Source organism: Martinezella sp. CNPSo 3964 (assembly GCF_057784375.1).
Genome location: NZ_JBXSOW010000009.1, coordinates 20541 through 37544 on the forward strand (window position 1 = coordinate 20541; position 17004 = coordinate 37544).

A 17004-nucleotide genomic window follows, 5' to 3' on the forward strand; every position below is an offset into this window, starting at 1 on the left:
TATAAACATGATCAATATTTAATTTGTAAAAGACAACTGGCAGATCATATTAATCCTCAGCGCCAGTTCAGTTTTATACTTCGCTTCCCCAAAGTAACGGTGGGAAACAGGGCTCCCGGAACGAACTGACGCGGCTCCATTCGACGCCTGTCCCGGACATGGACAAGACGCCAATTCGCCAACAATCTCGCAAGGGACTTTTGCCATGTCATCTCTCCTCCGCAAACATCGTACTGCCGCCATCGTAGGCGCCGCCATCATCGTCGGCGCCGGCGCGTTGCCCTTTGCCTTCAGCACATCAGCAACCGTCGCTTCGGCCGCCGAACCGGCCGGCATCATCGCGCCCGGCGGCTCCTTCGCCCCGATCGTCGACGCTGACAAGCCGGCCGTTGTCACCGTCACCACAACCATGAAGGCGACCGACACCAGCGCCGACGGCAGCAATTCGCCGATGGACGAACAGTTCCGGCAATTCTTCGAAAATCAGGGCATCCCCTTCCCGAAGCAGATGCCGCGGCAGCAACAGAGCCAGCGCGCCATGGCGCTCGGTTCCGGCTTCATCATCAGCCCGGATGGCATCATCGTCACCAACAACCACGTCATTCAGAACGCGGTTGATATCAAGGTGACGCTGGATGACGGCACCGAGCTGCCGGCCAAATTGCTCGGTGCTGATGCCAAGTCGGACCTCGCCGTCCTGAAGATCAACGCGCCAAAGCCGCTCGCAACCATCGCCTGGGGCGATTCCGACAAGCTCAAGCTTGGCGACCAGATCCTCGCGATCGGCAACCCCTTCGGTATCGGCACGACCGTCACCGCCGGCATCGTTTCGGCCCGCGGCCGCGACCTCCACAGCGGCCCGTATGACGACTTCATCCAGATCGACGCCCCCATCAACCACGGCAATTCCGGCGGCCCGCTGGTCGATCGCGACGGCAATGTCGTCGGCATCAACACCGCTATTTACTCGCCGAACGGCGGCAGCGTCGGCGTCGGCTTCGCCATTCCGTCCGATGAAGCCAAGGCAATCGTCGCCAAGCTGGAGAAGAACGGTTCGATCGATCATGGCTATCTCGGCGTCGCCATCCAGCCGGTGACCTCGGATATCGCCAATGCCATGGGCCTGTCGCAGACCCAGGGCGCGCTCGTCGCCAGCGTCAATAGCGATACCCCGGCCGCACGTGCCGGCATCAAGAGCGGCGATATCGTCACGGCGGTCGGCAATGAGACCGTCAAGACGCCGAAGGACCTGTCGCGACTGGTCGCCGATCTTTCCCCCGGCGACAAGCGCACGGTCACACTGTGGCGCGATGGCAAGAGCATGGACGTCAGTGTCACCATCGGCGGCAATGACGACAGCAAGCAGGCTGCCAATGATGCCGGCGATGGCAAGGTCCAGCCCTCCAATCAGCCGAGCATCGGCGTCGGCCTCGCCAATCTGACGCCCGACATGCGCGAGCAGTTGAACCTGCCGCATGGCGTCGAGGGCGCGGTCGTTGCCAGCGTCAATCCGGACAAGCCAGCCGCGGCTGCCGGCATACAGACCGGCGACATCATCGTCTCGGTCAACGATCAGCCGGTGCGCAACGCCCATGAGGTGCAGACGGCCGTTGCCAAGGCCGGCAAGGACGGCCGCAAATCCGTCCTGCTGCTGATCGAACGCAATGGCGACAAGACCTTCGTCGCCGTGCCATTCTCGGCCGCTTAAAAAGTCTGAGGCATTCTACAGTCGGCCCGCTTCTTTCGACGGAGCGGGCCGATTGCCGTTATGTCACCAGCAATCCCTGCCGTTCCGCAAGGCCGATCGTCGCCAGCGTGCCGGCATTGAAAGGCAGGAAGTCCGCCTCGATGCCATCGCTGAAGATGACGCCATGTTCTGCCATTTCGGACATCACCGTCATCGGGATCTCCGCTCCGATCTGCCCCGAAACCAGCGAGACGCCCGTCGTACGGCTCGGAAACGGTTCCCGCACGAAATAGTGCAGGAAGTCTGCATCCCAGGGAAACGCGGCGTCGGCAATTCCCGCCGGCAGCTCCACGCCGCAGCTTGCAGCCGCTCCAGCCCAACCGGCATAGAGGCTTTTCAGCCATCCCGTCGATCCCATGCCCGTCGAAACGATGATGCCGCTCGACGATTGCCTTTCGTGCCGTTCGCCGACCCGGAGATCGTAGCGGGCCGAAACATGGCTGCGCGGGCCGATGAAGAGGTCGTTGACCGCATAGAGCACTTCGCCCGTGTTGAGCGCGGCCTTGGCCATGCTGACCCGCTTCAGCGGCCGGCGCTGCGCCAAAGCTTCCGGCATCACCTTGCGAACATCTGCCGTCTGAAAGGGCAACAAGACGCCATCCCACCGCTTCGGATCTGGATTCACCCCGACCACATTCTGACCGTCGAGATATTTCAGCGTATTGGCGACGAGGCCATCCTGTCCGAGCACGACGACGAGATCGTCGGCGCCGAAGATGAAGTTTGCGAGATAGCGCCGGTTGAGCGTCTGCACCCGGGCGACAGCGTGCAGGCTGGCTTCGACCTCCCGTACCGCCGCTCGATAGTGCTGCTGTTCCGCCAGATAGTCGCCGAAATCCGCGCCCAGATGTTCGACATAGAACTGCGCCTGCTGAACGGTGTTGAAGCGTGCGATAAGTTCGTCGAGACGGGTGTCGCGCACGATGAGCACGATCTTTCTGTCTTCAGCCTTTCCGCTGTTCGCGACAGGCATGGCTCATCCCCTCGCCTGCGGCTGCAGCATCTCGCGCAGGAGATCCGGGGTGACGTTCAACTGGCCGATCTTGGTGGCGTTGTCGGCAAGATCGCGAAAGGCGAGCGCCATCAACTGACCGGGGTCCATGCCGACCGAAGCCAGCGCCTGCAGCATCTTGGGATCGGCATCGCCGAACGACTTCATCATGGCGGCAAGGCCATAGGCTTTCGCATCGGCCTCTTCGCGCGCATTGCCCGAGGCGAGAGCAACAAGCTCCTTGTTCTGCTCTTCAAGCGCGATCTTGCCGGTCATCTCCTCGCGGCGGATCTGCAGCTGGCGCTCCTGGACCGAGCGTTCCGCATCCATCTGCGCCTCGCGCACCTGACGCTTCTTGTTTTCAACGGCGATTTCGGTCGCCAACTCATTCTCCTTGATGGTTCGTTCCTGTTCGACGCTTGCATTGCGGCGGGCATAGATTGCCTCGTCGGCACTGCGCAGCAGCGCTTCACGCGCACTGGCTTCCAGTGCCTTTGCGGTTTCGGGCTTTGGCTTCACCGCGAGGATCGACAGGCTCAGGAGCTCAAGACCCAGCGCCTGCAGCACCGGATGAGTGTGCAGTGTGGTTGCCACGCGTCCGACCAGCAGTTCGCCGGCAGCGAGCACTTCCTTCAGCGAAAGGGCCTGCACTTCGGCGCGCATGACGACCTGAACCTGGTCAATCAACCGCTGCGACAGCTTCTGCGGATCTTCCGAACCGTAAACGCCCTTGGCGTTGAGCGAGAAATCCAGCAGTTCCGCCGTCCGCTTCGGCTCGGCGATGCGATAGGTGATCTGCCCCTGAACCGTCACTTCCTGGAAGTCCGAGGTGACCTCCGGGAAGATGAAGGGCTCGTTGACGCTGGCCGTCGGTACCACGACCAGCGAGGTCGACGGTGCGAAATACCAGAACGAGAGCCCCGCGCCCTCGCGCTGCGGCCGGCCTCCTTGATACTGGATCACATACTGGGTCGGTTGAGCCTTGATGAAACGAAATCCGAACATGACTGCCTCCTGAAAGCGGCGTTGCAAACTGCGATAACGCGAACAAATACCACTTATTGTATTTTGTCAACTAAGTTAGTTGAAACTTTACACTAAGGATCGATCGCGCTATGTTTGCAGCCATGAACAACATCGAAGACCTTCATCAGAGACCGATCGTTTCGGTCGATCTCGCAATCTTCGCATTGACGCCGGACGGGCTTGAGGTTCTGCTAGCCCGACGCGGTGCGGAACCATTTACTGGTCACTGGGCATTGCCTGGCGGCTGGATTCATGTCGATGAAGATGAGAGCCTGGAGGCTGCGGCAAGGCGCGTGCTCAGCGACAAGACAGGCGTCACGGCGCCCTATTTCGAGCAGGTCGGCGTTTTCGGGGATGCGGCGCGTGATCCCCGCGGCTGGAGCCTGAGCGTGACCTACATGGCATTGATCACGCCGGATGCCGTCATCCTGCAGCATGGCGGCAATGTCACGGATGCCGCCTGGCATCGGATCGCAGGCGAAGCGACGGCGCAGCCCCTCGCCTTCGACCACGCAGCCATCTTGAAGGCGGCGATCACCAGATTGCGCAACAAGGTCGAATATACCACCCTGCCGGTACACCTCTTGCCGGAAGCCTTTACTCTCAGTGAATTGCAGGCCGTCTATGAGCGGCTGCTCGGCCGCCTTCTCGATAAATCTGCCTTTCGCAAACGCATCGCGGAAGTCGATTTCATCGAGCCGATCGTCGGAGAAATGCGCCGCGCCAGCAATCGCCCCGCCCAGCTCTATCGGCTGAAACAGGCACGCTCGACCGTCTTCTTCGACCGGACGATCTAGGCCGGCACATTTCCGCCTGCGAGACAGTTCGTCTTTGACATAGGACTCTTTTTGTCCAAACTCTGCCTTTGTGATGGTACACATAGCGCCAGGGCCGATTGAAACAGACTGGCGGGAAGTTTAAACCGCGCCGGCGGCATCAACGGCGAAAGCTTCGGAAACAGGAATAAGCGGCGGCAGGAGTTGGAGTGACTGATCCATACGATATTCTCGGCGTTGCGCGCGATGCCAGCGAAGAGCAGATCAAGGCGGCCTATCGCAAGCGCGCCAAGGCGGCCCACCCGGATTCCGGCGGTGATACCGATGCTTTCGCGCGGCTGCAGAAGGCCTATGAGCTTCTTCTCGACCCCGTACGCCGCAAGGTGTTCGACGATACCGGTTATGATGTCGAACTGACCGATGCCGTCGACTTGCAGGCGCTGGTCGCTATTGAAAAGCTGATTACGGAGATGGTGCTGGACGAGCGTGAGCCGGGCAGTTTCGATCCCGTCGCCAAGATGCGTGCGAGCCTTCTGGAAGAAATTCGCAAGGCGAATTTCAGCAAGAGCGAGCTCGAGCGCCACTCCAACCGCATCGGCCTTCACCTCGACCGGCTGGGCAGGCGCCCCGGCAAGGACGTGGTCGGCCACATGCTGCGCGCCCGCATCAAGGCCATTGCCACCGCGATTAGCGAAACCGAAGCGAAGATCGGCGCCAGCGAACGCGCCTGCGACATGCTCGAAGGCTATCTTTACGAGATGAACGAGCCTCTGGATGAGGCGGATGCAGCTCCGGAAATCGAGTGGGACGAGCCAAGGGTCCGCTCGGCCGCGCAATAGAGACGGCGCTTTTTCGTCGCCCTGAGGAGACAGATTTCGCGTTTGCCTTGATCGCGGGATCACTTTCAGCAACGCAATGTTGCAATGCAACAATCCTCCCTAGACAAATCGAGGGGCTGGCCTAGATCAAGCATCCAACACGTGGTCCTGTTGCACCGAACGACGGCGCCGCGGCAATAGCGGGTGCCGGAGCTCCGGCGCCGATGACGGTCTATATGGCGAGGTATACGTTTGCTGGCTTCCGAAGCGGATGAAGTCGTCTTTGAACATCTGAGCGAAAACCGATCGCGGGCCGCATTGAGAGGTGCCTTCTGGTCGGCGCTGGATACGCTTATCCCGACGGCGCTCAACAGCCTTGTCTTCGTCGTCACGTCCCGTTTTCTGCTGCCACAGGACTTCGGTCTGGTGGCACTTGCCTTCGCCGTCGTCAGTTTCGCCTCCGGCTTCGGGCCGACGGCCTTCGGCGAGGCACTGATCCAGCAGAAATCCATTCGGCGCAGCCATCTCGATACGGTCTTCTGGCTATCCTTCGTCTCCGCAGCCATCCTTTATGCCGCGCTGTTTCTGCTTTCGCCGTTTCTCGCCCATTGGGTCGGGCATGACGACATCGTCAAGCTGCTGCTGATCATCGGCCTCAAGATTTTCTTCGACATGATGATCATCGTCCCCAACGCCCTGATCGGCCGGACGATGTCCTTTCATCTTGCCGCGGCCCGCACCGCGATCGCCACCTCCGTTTCGGCGGTTATCTGTCTCTCGCTGATTTTCGCGGGTTTCGGGCTCTGGGCGCTTGCGATCGCCCAGATCGCCGCACCGGCGGCTGCCTGCATCGCCGCTTTCTGGGGCGCAAGGTGGCTGCCTGGTTTCAGGGTAAAGCTCTCAAGCCTGCGCGAACTGTTGCATTACGGCATCTTCGCCTCTGGCAACCGCTTCCTCCAGACCATGAATCTCGACCAGCTGATCATCGGGACGCTGGTAAGCCCAGCCGCTCTCGGTATCTATAATTTCGCCCGGCGACTCTATGAGATGCTCAACAATGTCGTGGCCGGCGGACTGAATTCGGTCAGCCACGTGCTGCTCTCCTCGCTGCAGCACGATAAGGACAAAGTGCGCGAAGCCTTTCTCATGGCGACCTTTGGCTGCTCGCTGGTATCGTTCCCGGCCTTCATGGGACTTGCAGCGGTCGCAGATGATGCCATTCCGCTGATCTTCGGACCGCATTGGGCGGCCGCCATCTGGCCGGTTCGCTTCTTTTGCGTGATCGGCCTGATGGCCGGCATTGGGATCATCCAGGCCTCCCTGATCACCAGCCAGGGCAGATCCGACTGGTGGTTCTACTATCAACTGGTGCGCAACGTCGTTTCGATCCTCACCGTTTTCATCCTCCACAAATATGGTGTCGCGACCGTCGTCTTCGGGCTCATGGTTGGCGTGCTGATGCTGTGGCCGGTGACGCTTTGGATGGTCTCGCGATTGATCGGTCTGAGCATCCTGGAATATTTCAGCCAGTTCCTGCGGCCCATAGCCGCCTATCTCGGCATGCTTGTCGTGGTGCTGGCAGCCTCGTCGGCCTTGTACGACCGCTCCCTCGCAGCACGTCTCATCTGCGAAGTCCTGGTCGGCGGTCTCACCTATTCGGGCCTCATCCTTCTCTTATGCAGGGAAAGGGTCCTCTTCCTCGTGCGGACGACACTGCAAGGTCGCCGTGCAAGGGCACAGTAGCAAGCATCGTGGCCATCGGATCGAAGCATGGCATTCCACATGGGGCCTTCGATCCCTGCGGTAGCAACAGCAAATGTCGGAAAGGCGCCTCATGACACTGGTTACGTTCATTATTCCCGTTCGCCATCAGGCCAATTCCAATGATTGGCCTGCGCTGAAACGGCGGCTGTCGCAAACAATCGCATCGATCGCCGGGCAATCCAACAATAACTGGCGCGGTGTGGTCGTCGCCAACGAAGGCGCCGATCTGCCCGATCTGCCGCCGAATTTTACGTCGGAGCGCGTAACCTTCCCGCCAAACCAGCTGCACGACATCGATGGCGCCGACCGCGAGAAGGTCTACGACGCCTTCCGGCTGGACAAAGGCCGCCGCGTGCTGAAAGGCATGCTTTCGGCGCGCGACACTCGTTTCTTCATGATCGTCGACGATGATGATTTCGTCAGCGCCAATATCGTCGATTTCGCCGCCAGAAATTCCGACGCCAACGGCTGGAAGATCGACCGGGGCTATCTCTGGAACGAAGGCGGCCGGTTACTGCTGCATCACAATGACTTCGCCAATTATTGCGGGACGTCGCTCATCATCCGGTCGGACCTCTACAAGTTGCCCGCGACCTTCGAGGATGCCGAGGTCGATTACATCAAATCCATGCTCGGCAGCCATGTGCGCATCGGCAAGCTGCTTGCCGACACCGGCGCCCCGCTCGGATCGTTGCCCTTCCGCGGTGCAATCTATCGGGTCGGCCATGCCGGCGCCCACAGCAAATCCTCCAATCTCATCAGGACCCATTTCCTGAACCGGTCGGTACTGACAAGTCCACGCCAGTTCCTGGGCAACCTTTCGCGGGTGCGCCCGCTCGATCGAAATTTGAGAAACGAATTCTTCGGCGCGCGCGCTGCGGGATAGCCGGGTGCAATCCTTCCGCTCAACGAGGTTTCGATCAATGCCGGCTGATGCAACGAAACATAGATACGCGGCCCTGGATGCGATGCGCGGCCTGGCGGCATTCGCCGTCGTCGTCTATCACCTCGACAGGCCCTATGCGCCTTCGGCCTATATCGCCGTCGATTTCTTTTTCGTGCTCAGCGGCTTCGTCATCGCCAGAGCGTATGGCGAAAAGCTTGCCAGCGGCATGACCGTGCTCGCCTTCATGAAGGCCCGCTACGCGCGTCTCTATCCGTTATTTCTGATCGGCAGCGTCTACGGCCTTGTACAATTGCTGCTGCATTGGCAGGCATCCGGTGTCGGGCGGGCCGATCTTGTCGCAAGCATCCTTACGACCGTATTCATGCTGCCTTCGCCGAGCTTTCTGACTCGTTCGGCGGGAGATATCTGGGCGCTCTATCCGCTGAATGGTCCAGCCTGGTCGCTGTTTTGGGAGCTGCTGGCCAATCTGGTATTCGCACTGGTGCTTTTCAGGCTGAAAACGCGGAGCCTCGTCCTCATAGCCGCCGCATCTCTGGCAATGCTGATCGGCTCGGTCTTCTTCCACAAATCGCTCGATCTCGGCTGGGAATGGCGCTCGGTGGATGGCGGCTTTGCCCGCGTCTTCTTTTCCTTCACGCTCGGAATGATCATCTATCGGCTTAGAAACGTCGCAGCGCTCGGCCACACGGCGAATACTTATGCTGCCCTGCTGCCGATCGCGGCGATCCTAATCTTGCTGTTTCTTCCCACCTATTCGCTGAAATACGCGCTGGTGTTCTGCATCCTGATCTCGCCGCTCATCGTCCTTGCCGGCACGATGCTCGAACTGCCGGAGAAACTGCAGCGGCTCGGCATCTTTCTCGGCTATCTCTCCTATCCGATCTATATGTGCCATCGCGGTTTCACCGAGATCTACGGGCATCTGATGCGCAACATCCACTTGCCGCAGCCTGTCGACATCGCAATCTATCTCGTCGCGATTTCCATCATTGCGCTCATCTCGGCCAAGCTTGCGACTATCCTCGTCAAGTACGCTTTCCCCTGGAGGGAGGCGCCTAAAGGCGTGGGCATGACCTCGAGCCGCTAGCGCTACCGTTCACGTATGGACGGCGGCAAGTGCGATGGCATCCGCAACATAGTCACGCCGCTCGGAGAGCTTGGCCGTCGCGACACGCAAATGGCTGCTGGACAGGATCGAGAACTTGGCACCGGGATGCACTGCAATGCCCCTGGCAGCAAGCGTCACCATCGCGAAGGGCTCCGACGAGACCGGCACCCACGCGCACAGCCCCTCCCCATGTCGCGCATTGACACCGCGCTCACGAAGCGCACCGATGAGGCCTGCTCGGCGTTCTCGATAGGTCATGCGGGCATGATCGAGGCATGCCGCCGTCGCCGGATCGCGCAGCAGCCAGGCAGCCGCGGCCTGCAGTATGCGGCTGGTCCAGCCGGAGCTGAAGCTTCGATAGGACTGGATCTGGTCGATGATCGCCCGCGAGCTCGACAATACGGCGAGGCGCAGATCCGGTCCGTGCGTTTTCGAAAACGACAGGATATGGATGACCCGATCGGGAAAGAGATGCCCCATCGAATGGCGCGGCGCTGTCGAGATATCGGCAATACCATCGTCTTCCACGATCAATGTATCCTTGTCGCGAAGGATATCGGCGATCCTTGCCATGCGTGCCGGGCTTACGCTCTGGCCGGTGACGGAATGGATGCGCGGCTGAAAGATAAAAGCGACCGGGCGATATTTCAGCGCCTCTTCCAGCGAAGCCGGCAGCGGACCCTCATCGTCGCATTTCACTGGGACGATGCGGGCACCCCGATCTTCCAGAATATCGAGAAGCCGCATGCCCGTCGGGTCCTCGATCGCAACGGCAGCACCCGGCATGACGAGGGCATTGATCAGCGTATAGACGGCATTGTAGCCGCCATTGGTCGCTAGGAACGCTTCCGGCTCGTAGGGCCATGTCTTTCTGACTTCGCCTTCCAGTTCCGGCAGGATGCGATTGCGCTCGTAGCTGTTGAGATTTTCGGCCGAGGCACCGTAGGCCATCGCCGCCTGGAGCTTCGGGAGCAGCTGCACATCGGGAACGGCGGCCGTCAGGTTCAGGGCGTCACTGCCATAATCGCCGACGCTTGCGAGCCGCGCCGGCTTGGCGACGAAGCGGTCGCCGCTGACCCATGTGCCGTTCCTGCCGCGCCCGCTGATGATCTTCTGACGCCTGAGCTCGCTCCAGGCTTCGGACAGGGTTGCTGGGCTCACCCCGAGCACAAAGGCAAGATCGCGGATCGGCGGCAGTTTGGTGCCAACAGGCAGGGCGCCGGCGCGAATGAGCGCGCTCGTCTCGAGCGCTATGCCGCGGATGGTCCGATCGCTCAATTTTTCGGCAAACCATTTTGCGTCCCGATCTTCGCTCATTTTCGCACCATTTTTTAATGTTCAATAACGTAATAACATTTGATCGACATATATTGAACATTTACTCGTTTAGAAAACAAGTTTTCCCGCGAGTGAATTTCATGCCCCTTACTCTTCGACTTGCTCTCCGCGACTGGGATTATATGACACCTCTGGTCCTGGGTGACGTCTCCTCCCCCAAGCTCGACATCAAGGTGGATCGCGTCGGCACGCTGATCTCGCATGTCGGCAAGAGCGACGCCTACGATGCGGCCGAAACCTCCTTCAGCCGCTACACGCAATTGCGCATCGACGGTGACGAGAGCGTCGTCGGCATTCCGAATTTCATCATGCGCGGCTTCCGTCACCGCTGCGTCATCACCACCAAGGACAGCCCGATCACGAGCTTTGCCCAACTTGCCGGCAAGCGCATCGGCGTCACCGGCTGGCGCGACTCTGGCAATACCTGGACGCGCGCAGCACTTCGCCGCGAAGGTGTCGGCGTCGAGGATGCCATGTGGTATGCCGGCCGCCTTACCGAAGCCCATCCGATCACCGATCGCCTCGACGGTTTCGGCCGCCCCGGCCGCATCGAGGCCGCACCCGGCGAGAGGCCGATGGTGGACCTTTTGAAGGAAGGCCTGCTCGACGCGATCTTTACGCCCTTCATGCCGGACGGCTATTTCGCCGGCAATTCCGGTTTCCGCCAGGTGCTTTCGGATTTTCGCGGCGCCGAACATCGCTATTTCGCCGATGTGGGCTATGTACCGGGCATGCACCTGATCGGATTGAAGGCGGAGATCGCCGCCGAGCATCCCTGGGTCATGGCCGAATTGAGCAAGGTGATCGATGAATCGCAGCGTATGTGGCTCAGCAAGCGGCGCAAATATGCCGACACCACGCCCTTCATGCTCGATGAGCTGCTGAAATCAGCGACAGAACTGCCGGAAGGGTGGGATGCGAGCGGCTTTGCCGTCAACCGGAAGATGATAACAGATTTCGCTGGGGAGCTGCATGTGCAGGGGATCCTGCCGCGGCTGATGACGCCGGAGGAGCTGTTTCCGTTCGACGTCGACGGCAGCCGGACGAGCGCTGCCTGACCACCGACTGAAAAATCAGAGACACAAAGCAAAAAGGGGAATGAACATGTCGCTGAAGAAAATGACCTACGTCGCCCTGGCAAGCCTGATGATGTCGGGCGCCGCCTTTGCGGAGGATGCCAGCCTGCCGAAACTTTCGGTCAACAAGGACCTGCAGGCCAAGCTGCCGGAAGCGATCCGCACATCGGGCAAGATGATCTCCGTCAACAACGGCTCTTTCCCTCCCTATGAAATCGTCACCGGCACCAAGCTGACCGGTGCCAGCGCCGATCTGACCGACGCGATCGGCGAAGTGCTCGGCGTGAAGATCGAGCATGAAAGCGTCAGCGGCCTGCCCGCCATCCTCGCGGGCATCAATTCCGGCCGCTATCAGTTCGCCTTCGGTCCGATCGGCGATTTCAAGAGCCGTGAGGAAGCCAATGACTTCGTCGACTGGGTGCAGGAATTCGTCGTTTTCGCAGTCCAGAAGGGCAATCCGAAGGCCATTACCTCGCTCGATAGCGCCTGCGGCCAGCGCATTGCCGTCATGGCCGGTGGATCAGCAGAAAAGGTGATCCAGGTGCAGGCCGAGAAGTGCAAGACCGATGGCAAGGGTGCGATCGAGGTTCAGTCCTTTACCGATCAGCCGAGCTCCATCCTCGCCGTCCGCTCGAAGCGTTCCGACGCCTTCTTCTCCTCGCAGGCCCCGCTCACCTATTTCGTCTCGCAGGCCAACGGCCAGCTGGAACTGACCGGCGTCGGCCAGAAGAACGGCTTCGAGGATCTCTATCAAGGCGCCGTCGTGCCGAAGGGCTCGCCGCTTGCTCCGATTTTGAAAGATGCCGTCAAGCTTCTGATGGATAATGGCACCTACGCCGCCATCATGAAGAAATGGGGCCTTGAGAACAATATGATCAGGGAACCGGGTATCAATCTTGGCGGGACATTGCCGAAATGAGCACGAATACCAAAGACATCGCATCGCCACCTGGCGATGCGGCGGAACGGGATGTGGCGAATGCCCACACACCGTTCCCGATGGGCCGTGTGGCAGCCTGGGTGATCACGCTTGCGATCGCGGCCTATTGGGCGTGGTCGGTTGCCCACAATGAGAATTTTGGCTGGCACGTCGTCGCGCAATATTTCTTCGATCCCGTCGTCATCAGCGGCCTTTATGTTTCGCTTGGCTTGACTGTAGTGGCCATGGCGCTCGGCATCGTGTTCGGCCTGCTTTTGGCGATCGCCAGGCTGTCGAAAGACACGCTGGCAAGCACGCTTGCCTCCCTGTTCATCTGGTTCTTCCGCGGCACGCCGCTGCTCGTGCAGCTGATCTTCTGGTACAATCTCTCGACGCTCTTCCCGACGCTGTCGATCGGCATCCCTTTCGGCCCGACCTTCGTCAGCTGGGATACGAATTCCGTTATCAGTCCGATGACGGCCGCAATCGCCGGCTTGGCGCTCAATGAAGCCGCCTATATGGCCGAGATCATTCGCGGCGGCTTGCTTTCCGTCGACAAGGGCCAGTTCGAAACCGCCGAAGCCTTCGGCATGACGAGAATCCGCGCTCTGCGCCGCATCATCATCCCGCAAGCCATGCGCTCCATCGTGCCGCCCACGGGCAACCAGCTCATCAGCATGATCAAGGCGACCTCGCTCGTCAGCGTCATCGCCATGGCCGACCTGCTCTATTCGGTGCAGTCGATCTACAACCGCACCTTCGAAGTCATCCCGATGCTGCTTGTCGCCGTCATCTGGTATCTGCTGATTACCTCGGTGCTGAACATCGGCCAGAGTTATATCGAGCGTTACTATAGCCGAGCCGACCGACGCACCGGCGCGACGAAGCTTGCAAAGGAGAGTGCGCCGGCGCTCGTACCGGCTCAGGAGGCGGGCCAATGAACGCTCCTATGAACTCAATCGCCAAGGTGAGCCCGCTCGTACAGGCGCGCAACGTCCACAAGTCATTCGAAAATCTCGAAGTGCTGAAAGGCATCGACCTCGATGTGACGCCGGGCGAAGTGGTCGTCATCCTCGGCCCGTCCGGCTCCGGCAAATCGACCTTCCTGCGCTGCATCAACCATCTGGAATCGATCAATCGTGGCTCGATCGAAGTGGATGGAGAGCAGATCGGCTACCGGCTGAACAAGGGGCGTCTGGTCAAGCTGTCCAATCATGCGATCGCGCTGCAGCGGCGCAAGATCGGCATGGTGTTCCAGCAATTCAACCTCTATCCGCATATGACGGCGCTGCAAAATGTCATCGAGGCGCCGATCGGCATCCATGGCGAAAGCCGCAGCCAAGCGATCGAGAACGCGCTGGCGCTGCTCGACCGTGTCGGGCTTTCGGCCAAGGCCAATAATTACCCGCGCCAGCTTTCCGGCGGCCAGCAGCAGCGTGTGGCAATTGCCAGAGCCTTGGCAATCAAGCCGAAGCTGATGCTGTTCGACGAACCGACTTCGGCGCTCGATCCGGAATTGGTCGGCGAGGTGCTGTCGACCATGCGCGATCTCGCCAGCCAGGGCCTGACGATGATCGTCGTCACCCACGAGATCGGTTTTGCCCGCGAAGCGGCCGACCGCGTCGTCTTCATGGATGGCGGCAAGATCGTCGAACAGGGCAAGCCCGAGGATGTGATCGGCAATCCGCAGCATCCGCGCACCAGAAGTTTCCTGTCGCGCTTCATCTAGCGCGGCAGCTCCATCATCAGTGAAGCCTGTACGCTCTATGGCGGACGGCGGCTCAAGCGAACCATTGGAATAGCCATGACCCTCGACAACGATTTTGCCCGCCTGTCGGACTTCGAGCCGATGAAGGCCGAACTGACCGGCATCCGCCAGCATCTGCATGCCAATCCCGAACTTTCCTTCGAAGAGGCGGAAACCGCGCGCTTCGTCGCCGAGAAGCTGGAAGCCTGGGGTTATGAAGTCACGCGCAATGTCGGTGGCCACGGCGTCGTCGCGCGCATGACTGTTGGAGCCGGCAAGAAGAGCATCGCCATCCGCGCCGATATGGACGCCCTGCCGATCACCGAGCAGACCGGCGCCACCTATGCCAGCAAGACGCCGGGCAAGATGCATGCCTGCGGCCACGACGGTCACACGACTATATTGCTCGGGGCTGCCGAATATCTCGCCCGCACCCGCCGCTTCAACGGCACCGTGAACCTGATCTTCCAGCCGGCCGAGGAAGCGGGTGCCGTCAGCGGCGCGCCCGCAATGATCAAGGATGGCCTCTTCGAACGCTTTCCCTTCGACGTCATTTTCGGGCTGCACAATCACCCCGGCGCGCCGGAAGGCACCTGGTTGCTGCGCTCCGGCCCGCTGATGGCGGCAGCCGATACGGTCGAAATCACTATCACGGGCAAGGGCGGCCATGCCTCCCGCCCGCATCTGACCATCGACCCCGTCGTCGTTGCGTGCAATCTCGTCGTCAGCCTGCAGACGATCGTTGCCCGCAGCGTCGACCCCACGCAGACGGCCGTCGTGACCGTCGGTGCTATCCACGCCGGCGAGGCTTCGAACGTCATTCCGGAGAGCGCAAAGATGCTGCTCACCGTCCGCTCCTTCGATCCGAAGGTGCGCGAACTGCTCGAAGCTCGTATCCGCAAGCTGACAGAATCCATCGCTGACGGCTATGGCGCCAGTGTCGAGATCGACTACGTCCACGGCCATCCGGTCGTCGTCAACTCCGAGAAGGAAACGGAATTCGCGCGCATGGTCGCCGAAGAGCTCGTCGGCGCCGACAAGGTCACCACCTGCGGCCTGATCCCCGGCAGCGAAGATTTTTCCCATTACCTGGAGCACAAACCCGGCAGCTTCCTGCGCCTCGGCAATGGCTTGAATTCAGCCATCCTCCACAGCGCCAAGTATGATTTCGCCGACGAAAGCCTGACCGCTGGCGCCGCCATGTGGGCACGGTTGACCGAGCGCTATCTCGATGCCTGAAGCAATTTCGGGGACCAAGTTTCCCTGAAGCCGGCCAAATGAACGACAGCCCTGGGAATAAGCCGGGGCTTGTCCGTTTTCTGGATGAAATGGAAATGGTGGATACCGGGCTATGCCTTCAACAGCATCGCGTGCCCCGCGAGCGCCGTGCGATTGCCGTCTCCAAAAATACTACTTATCGAGGGATGCGAGACTATCGGTCGTTGCAGGCGCAGTATCTGCCGACGTTTCAGCCCGCAGCCCGGTTTCCAGCTGCACATTCTGAGTCTGCATCACCCGCCACTCATTTTCGAGGCGATCAATTACATACGTAGGAATTTCATTTCTTACGTTTTCAAACTCTTGCATCACGACCTCCATTGTCATGCGTCACTGGCATGACATGGAAGAGTTTCTTTGTAAATCAAGGCATTAAATTATTTAAACGATTAAAATATTTTCAATCGTTTGAAATATCCCGGCCTGTGGAAAAGATTCGAACAGCGTTAACACGGGATGCGAGCACTACCGGCGCGACGCTGGGTCATCGACGGCACCAAAGCCTGGGCGTCGAGCAGCCGGCAGTTGTAATCGGCCATTGAGCTCCAGATCCTGCGCACGCCAGATCGAATCATGTTGCTCGCGCATGGCGTCGGCCGCTTCGCGCACCACTTCGGAAATCTGCAGGAGCTGTTTGGTCAGAGGGCTCGTCCTGCGCCAGATCATGCCGATCGTTCGCGACGGCTGCGGACTTTGGAAACGCACGGTCGAAACCGAGGCTGAGCGCGTTTCCACAGCAACCGCCATCTCCGGTATCAGGGTGACGCCGATGCCGGCGCTGACCATCTGCACCAGCGTCGACAGCGAACTTCCATCCATCAATTCCCGTGGGAGCGCCGACTGTATATTGCAGAAGGAAAGCGCCTGGTCACGGAAGCAATGCCCCTCCTCGAGCAACAACAGCCGCATTTCGCGAAGCGCTTCCCGGTTGGGCACTGGCTTGCCCTCATCTTCGCTTGGCCGCACCAGCACGAAGTTTTCCGCAAACAGCGGCACTTCCGTAAGGGATGCCTCGGAGATGGGTAAAGCCACGATCGCCGTATCCAGCCTCCCCTCCTCCAATTCCTCGACCAATTTCGAGGTCAGGGTTTCGCGCACATGAATATCAAGCCCGTCATAGATGCGGGAGAGATTGCCGATGATGCTCGGCAGCAGATAGGGCGCGACCGTCGGGATAATGCCAATACGCAGCCTACCCACAGGCTGATTATGCGACGCGCGGGCAAGGTCTCCCAGTTCGTCGACCGAGCGCAGGATGTCGCGGACACGGATCGCGAAGGCTTCCCCGAAATTGGTCAACCGGACCTGGCGCGCGCCTCTTTCGAAGAGATCGGTGCCGAGCTGCTCCTCCAATTCCTTGATCTGCATCGACAAGGCGGGCTGAGAGATCGCACATAGATCGGCGGCACGTCCGAAGTGGCCGAGCCGAGCCAGCGCTTCAAAATAGCGAAGCTGTTTGAGTGTGAAGTTTGCCATAAGCTCATCTTATCGCGCCAATCAGGAAATCCA

General features: G+C 60.0%; 16 protein-coding genes. 11 read left to right on the forward strand and 5 right to left on the reverse strand.

Annotated elements, in window-relative coordinates; translation table 11 throughout:
* Positions 1–205: 205 nt before the first annotated feature.
* Positions 206–1708, forward strand: coding sequence for a DegQ family serine endoprotease (locus tag AC13Q5_RS25035; protein WP_488503542.1), 1503 nt, complete (start codon positions 206–208; stop codon positions 1706–1708).
* 58 nt (positions 1709–1766) lie between these two features.
* Here the strand turns inward: AC13Q5_RS25035 and AC13Q5_RS25040 are convergent, their stop codons facing one another.
* Both AC13Q5_RS25040 and AC13Q5_RS25045 read right to left on the reverse strand, forming a co-directional pair.
* A complete protein-coding gene (locus AC13Q5_RS25040; RefSeq protein ID WP_488503543.1) occupies positions 1767–2720 on the reverse strand; it encodes a diacylglycerol kinase catalytic domain-containing protein in 954 nt (317 codons plus the stop codon).
* 3 nt (positions 2721–2723) lie between these two features.
* Positions 2724–3743 (reverse strand): SPFH domain-containing protein, encoded by a 1020-nt coding sequence (locus AC13Q5_RS25045; protein WP_488503544.1) that lies wholly within the window; start codon positions 3741–3743, stop codon positions 2724–2726.
* A 110-nt stretch (positions 3744–3853) separates the two neighbouring features.
* On the opposite strand from AC13Q5_RS25045, the gene AC13Q5_RS25050 reads away from it, so the two are divergent.
* The 5 genes from AC13Q5_RS25050 (at position 3854) to AC13Q5_RS25070 (ending at position 9116) form a co-directional block, all read left to right on the forward strand.
* Positions 3854–4561 (forward strand): NUDIX hydrolase, encoded by a 708-nt coding sequence (locus AC13Q5_RS25050; RefSeq protein WP_457879862.1) that lies wholly within the window; start codon positions 3854–3856, stop codon positions 4559–4561.
* A 188-nt stretch (positions 4562–4749) separates the two neighbouring features.
* A complete protein-coding gene (locus AC13Q5_RS25055; RefSeq protein ID WP_075856191.1) occupies positions 4750–5379 on the forward strand; it encodes a J domain-containing protein in 630 nt (209 codons plus the stop codon).
* A gap of 231 nt (positions 5380–5610) precedes the next feature.
* Positions 5611–7101: a lipopolysaccharide biosynthesis protein gene (locus AC13Q5_RS25060; RefSeq protein ID WP_488503545.1), complete on the forward strand. Its 1491-nt coding sequence runs from the start codon at positions 5611–5613 to the stop codon at positions 7099–7101.
* Between the two features lie 91 nt (positions 7102–7192).
* Positions 7193–8008: a galactosyl transferase gene (locus tag AC13Q5_RS25065; protein ID WP_488503546.1), complete on the forward strand. Its 816-nt coding sequence runs from the start codon at positions 7193–7195 to the stop codon at positions 8006–8008.
* A gap of 37 nt (positions 8009–8045) precedes the next feature.
* The gene (locus AC13Q5_RS25070) at positions 8046–9116 is read left to right on the forward strand and encodes an acyltransferase family protein (RefSeq protein ID WP_488503547.1); all 1071 of its coding nucleotides are present in this window, start codon (positions 8046–8048) and stop codon (positions 9114–9116) included.
* 9 nt (positions 9117–9125) lie between these two features.
* Here AC13Q5_RS25070 and AC13Q5_RS25075 read toward each other — a convergent pair whose 3' ends face one another.
* Positions 9126–10454, reverse strand: a complete 1329-nt coding sequence (locus tag AC13Q5_RS25075; protein ID WP_488503548.1) for an aminotransferase-like domain-containing protein — start codon at positions 10452–10454, stop codon at positions 9126–9128.
* 101 nt (positions 10455–10555) lie between these two features.
* Between AC13Q5_RS25075 and AC13Q5_RS25080 the strand changes: the two genes are divergently transcribed.
* The 5 genes from AC13Q5_RS25080 to AC13Q5_RS25100 all read left to right on the forward strand — a co-directional run bounded on the left by AC13Q5_RS25080 (position 10556) and on the right by AC13Q5_RS25100 (position 15456).
* Positions 10556–11533 (forward strand): ABC transporter substrate-binding protein, encoded by a 978-nt coding sequence (locus tag AC13Q5_RS25080; protein WP_488503549.1) that lies wholly within the window; start codon positions 10556–10558, stop codon positions 11531–11533.
* A 46-nt stretch (positions 11534–11579) separates the two neighbouring features.
* Positions 11580–12470 (forward strand): ABC transporter substrate-binding protein, encoded by an 891-nt coding sequence (locus AC13Q5_RS25085; RefSeq protein WP_488503550.1) that lies wholly within the window; start codon positions 11580–11582, stop codon positions 12468–12470.
* On the forward strand, positions 12467–13411 hold the full coding sequence (locus AC13Q5_RS25090; RefSeq protein ID WP_488503551.1) for an amino acid ABC transporter permease: 945 nt from the start codon (positions 12467–12469) through the stop codon (positions 13409–13411). Before AC13Q5_RS25085 ends, AC13Q5_RS25090 begins: the two co-directional genes overlap by 4 nt.
* An 8-nt stretch (positions 13412–13419) precedes the next feature.
* A complete protein-coding gene (locus AC13Q5_RS25095; RefSeq protein ID WP_488503663.1) occupies positions 13420–14199 on the forward strand; it encodes an amino acid ABC transporter ATP-binding protein in 780 nt (259 codons plus the stop codon).
* 75 nt (positions 14200–14274) lie between these two features.
* Positions 14275–15456: a M20 aminoacylase family protein gene (locus tag AC13Q5_RS25100; RefSeq protein WP_488503552.1), complete on the forward strand. Its 1182-nt coding sequence runs from the start codon at positions 14275–14277 to the stop codon at positions 15454–15456.
* Between the two features lie 171 nt (positions 15457–15627).
* Here the strand turns inward: AC13Q5_RS25100 and AC13Q5_RS25105 are convergent, their stop codons facing one another.
* The gene (locus tag AC13Q5_RS25105) at positions 15628–15804 is read right to left on the reverse strand and encodes a hypothetical protein (protein WP_167459848.1); all 177 of its coding nucleotides are present in this window, start codon (positions 15802–15804) and stop codon (positions 15628–15630) included.
* Positions 15805–15960: 156 nt separating this feature from the next.
* Positions 15961–16971 (reverse strand): hydrogen peroxide-inducible genes activator, encoded by a 1011-nt coding sequence (locus tag AC13Q5_RS25110; RefSeq protein ID WP_488503553.1) that lies wholly within the window; start codon positions 16969–16971, stop codon positions 15961–15963.
* Positions 16972–17004: the final 33 nt, after the last annotated feature.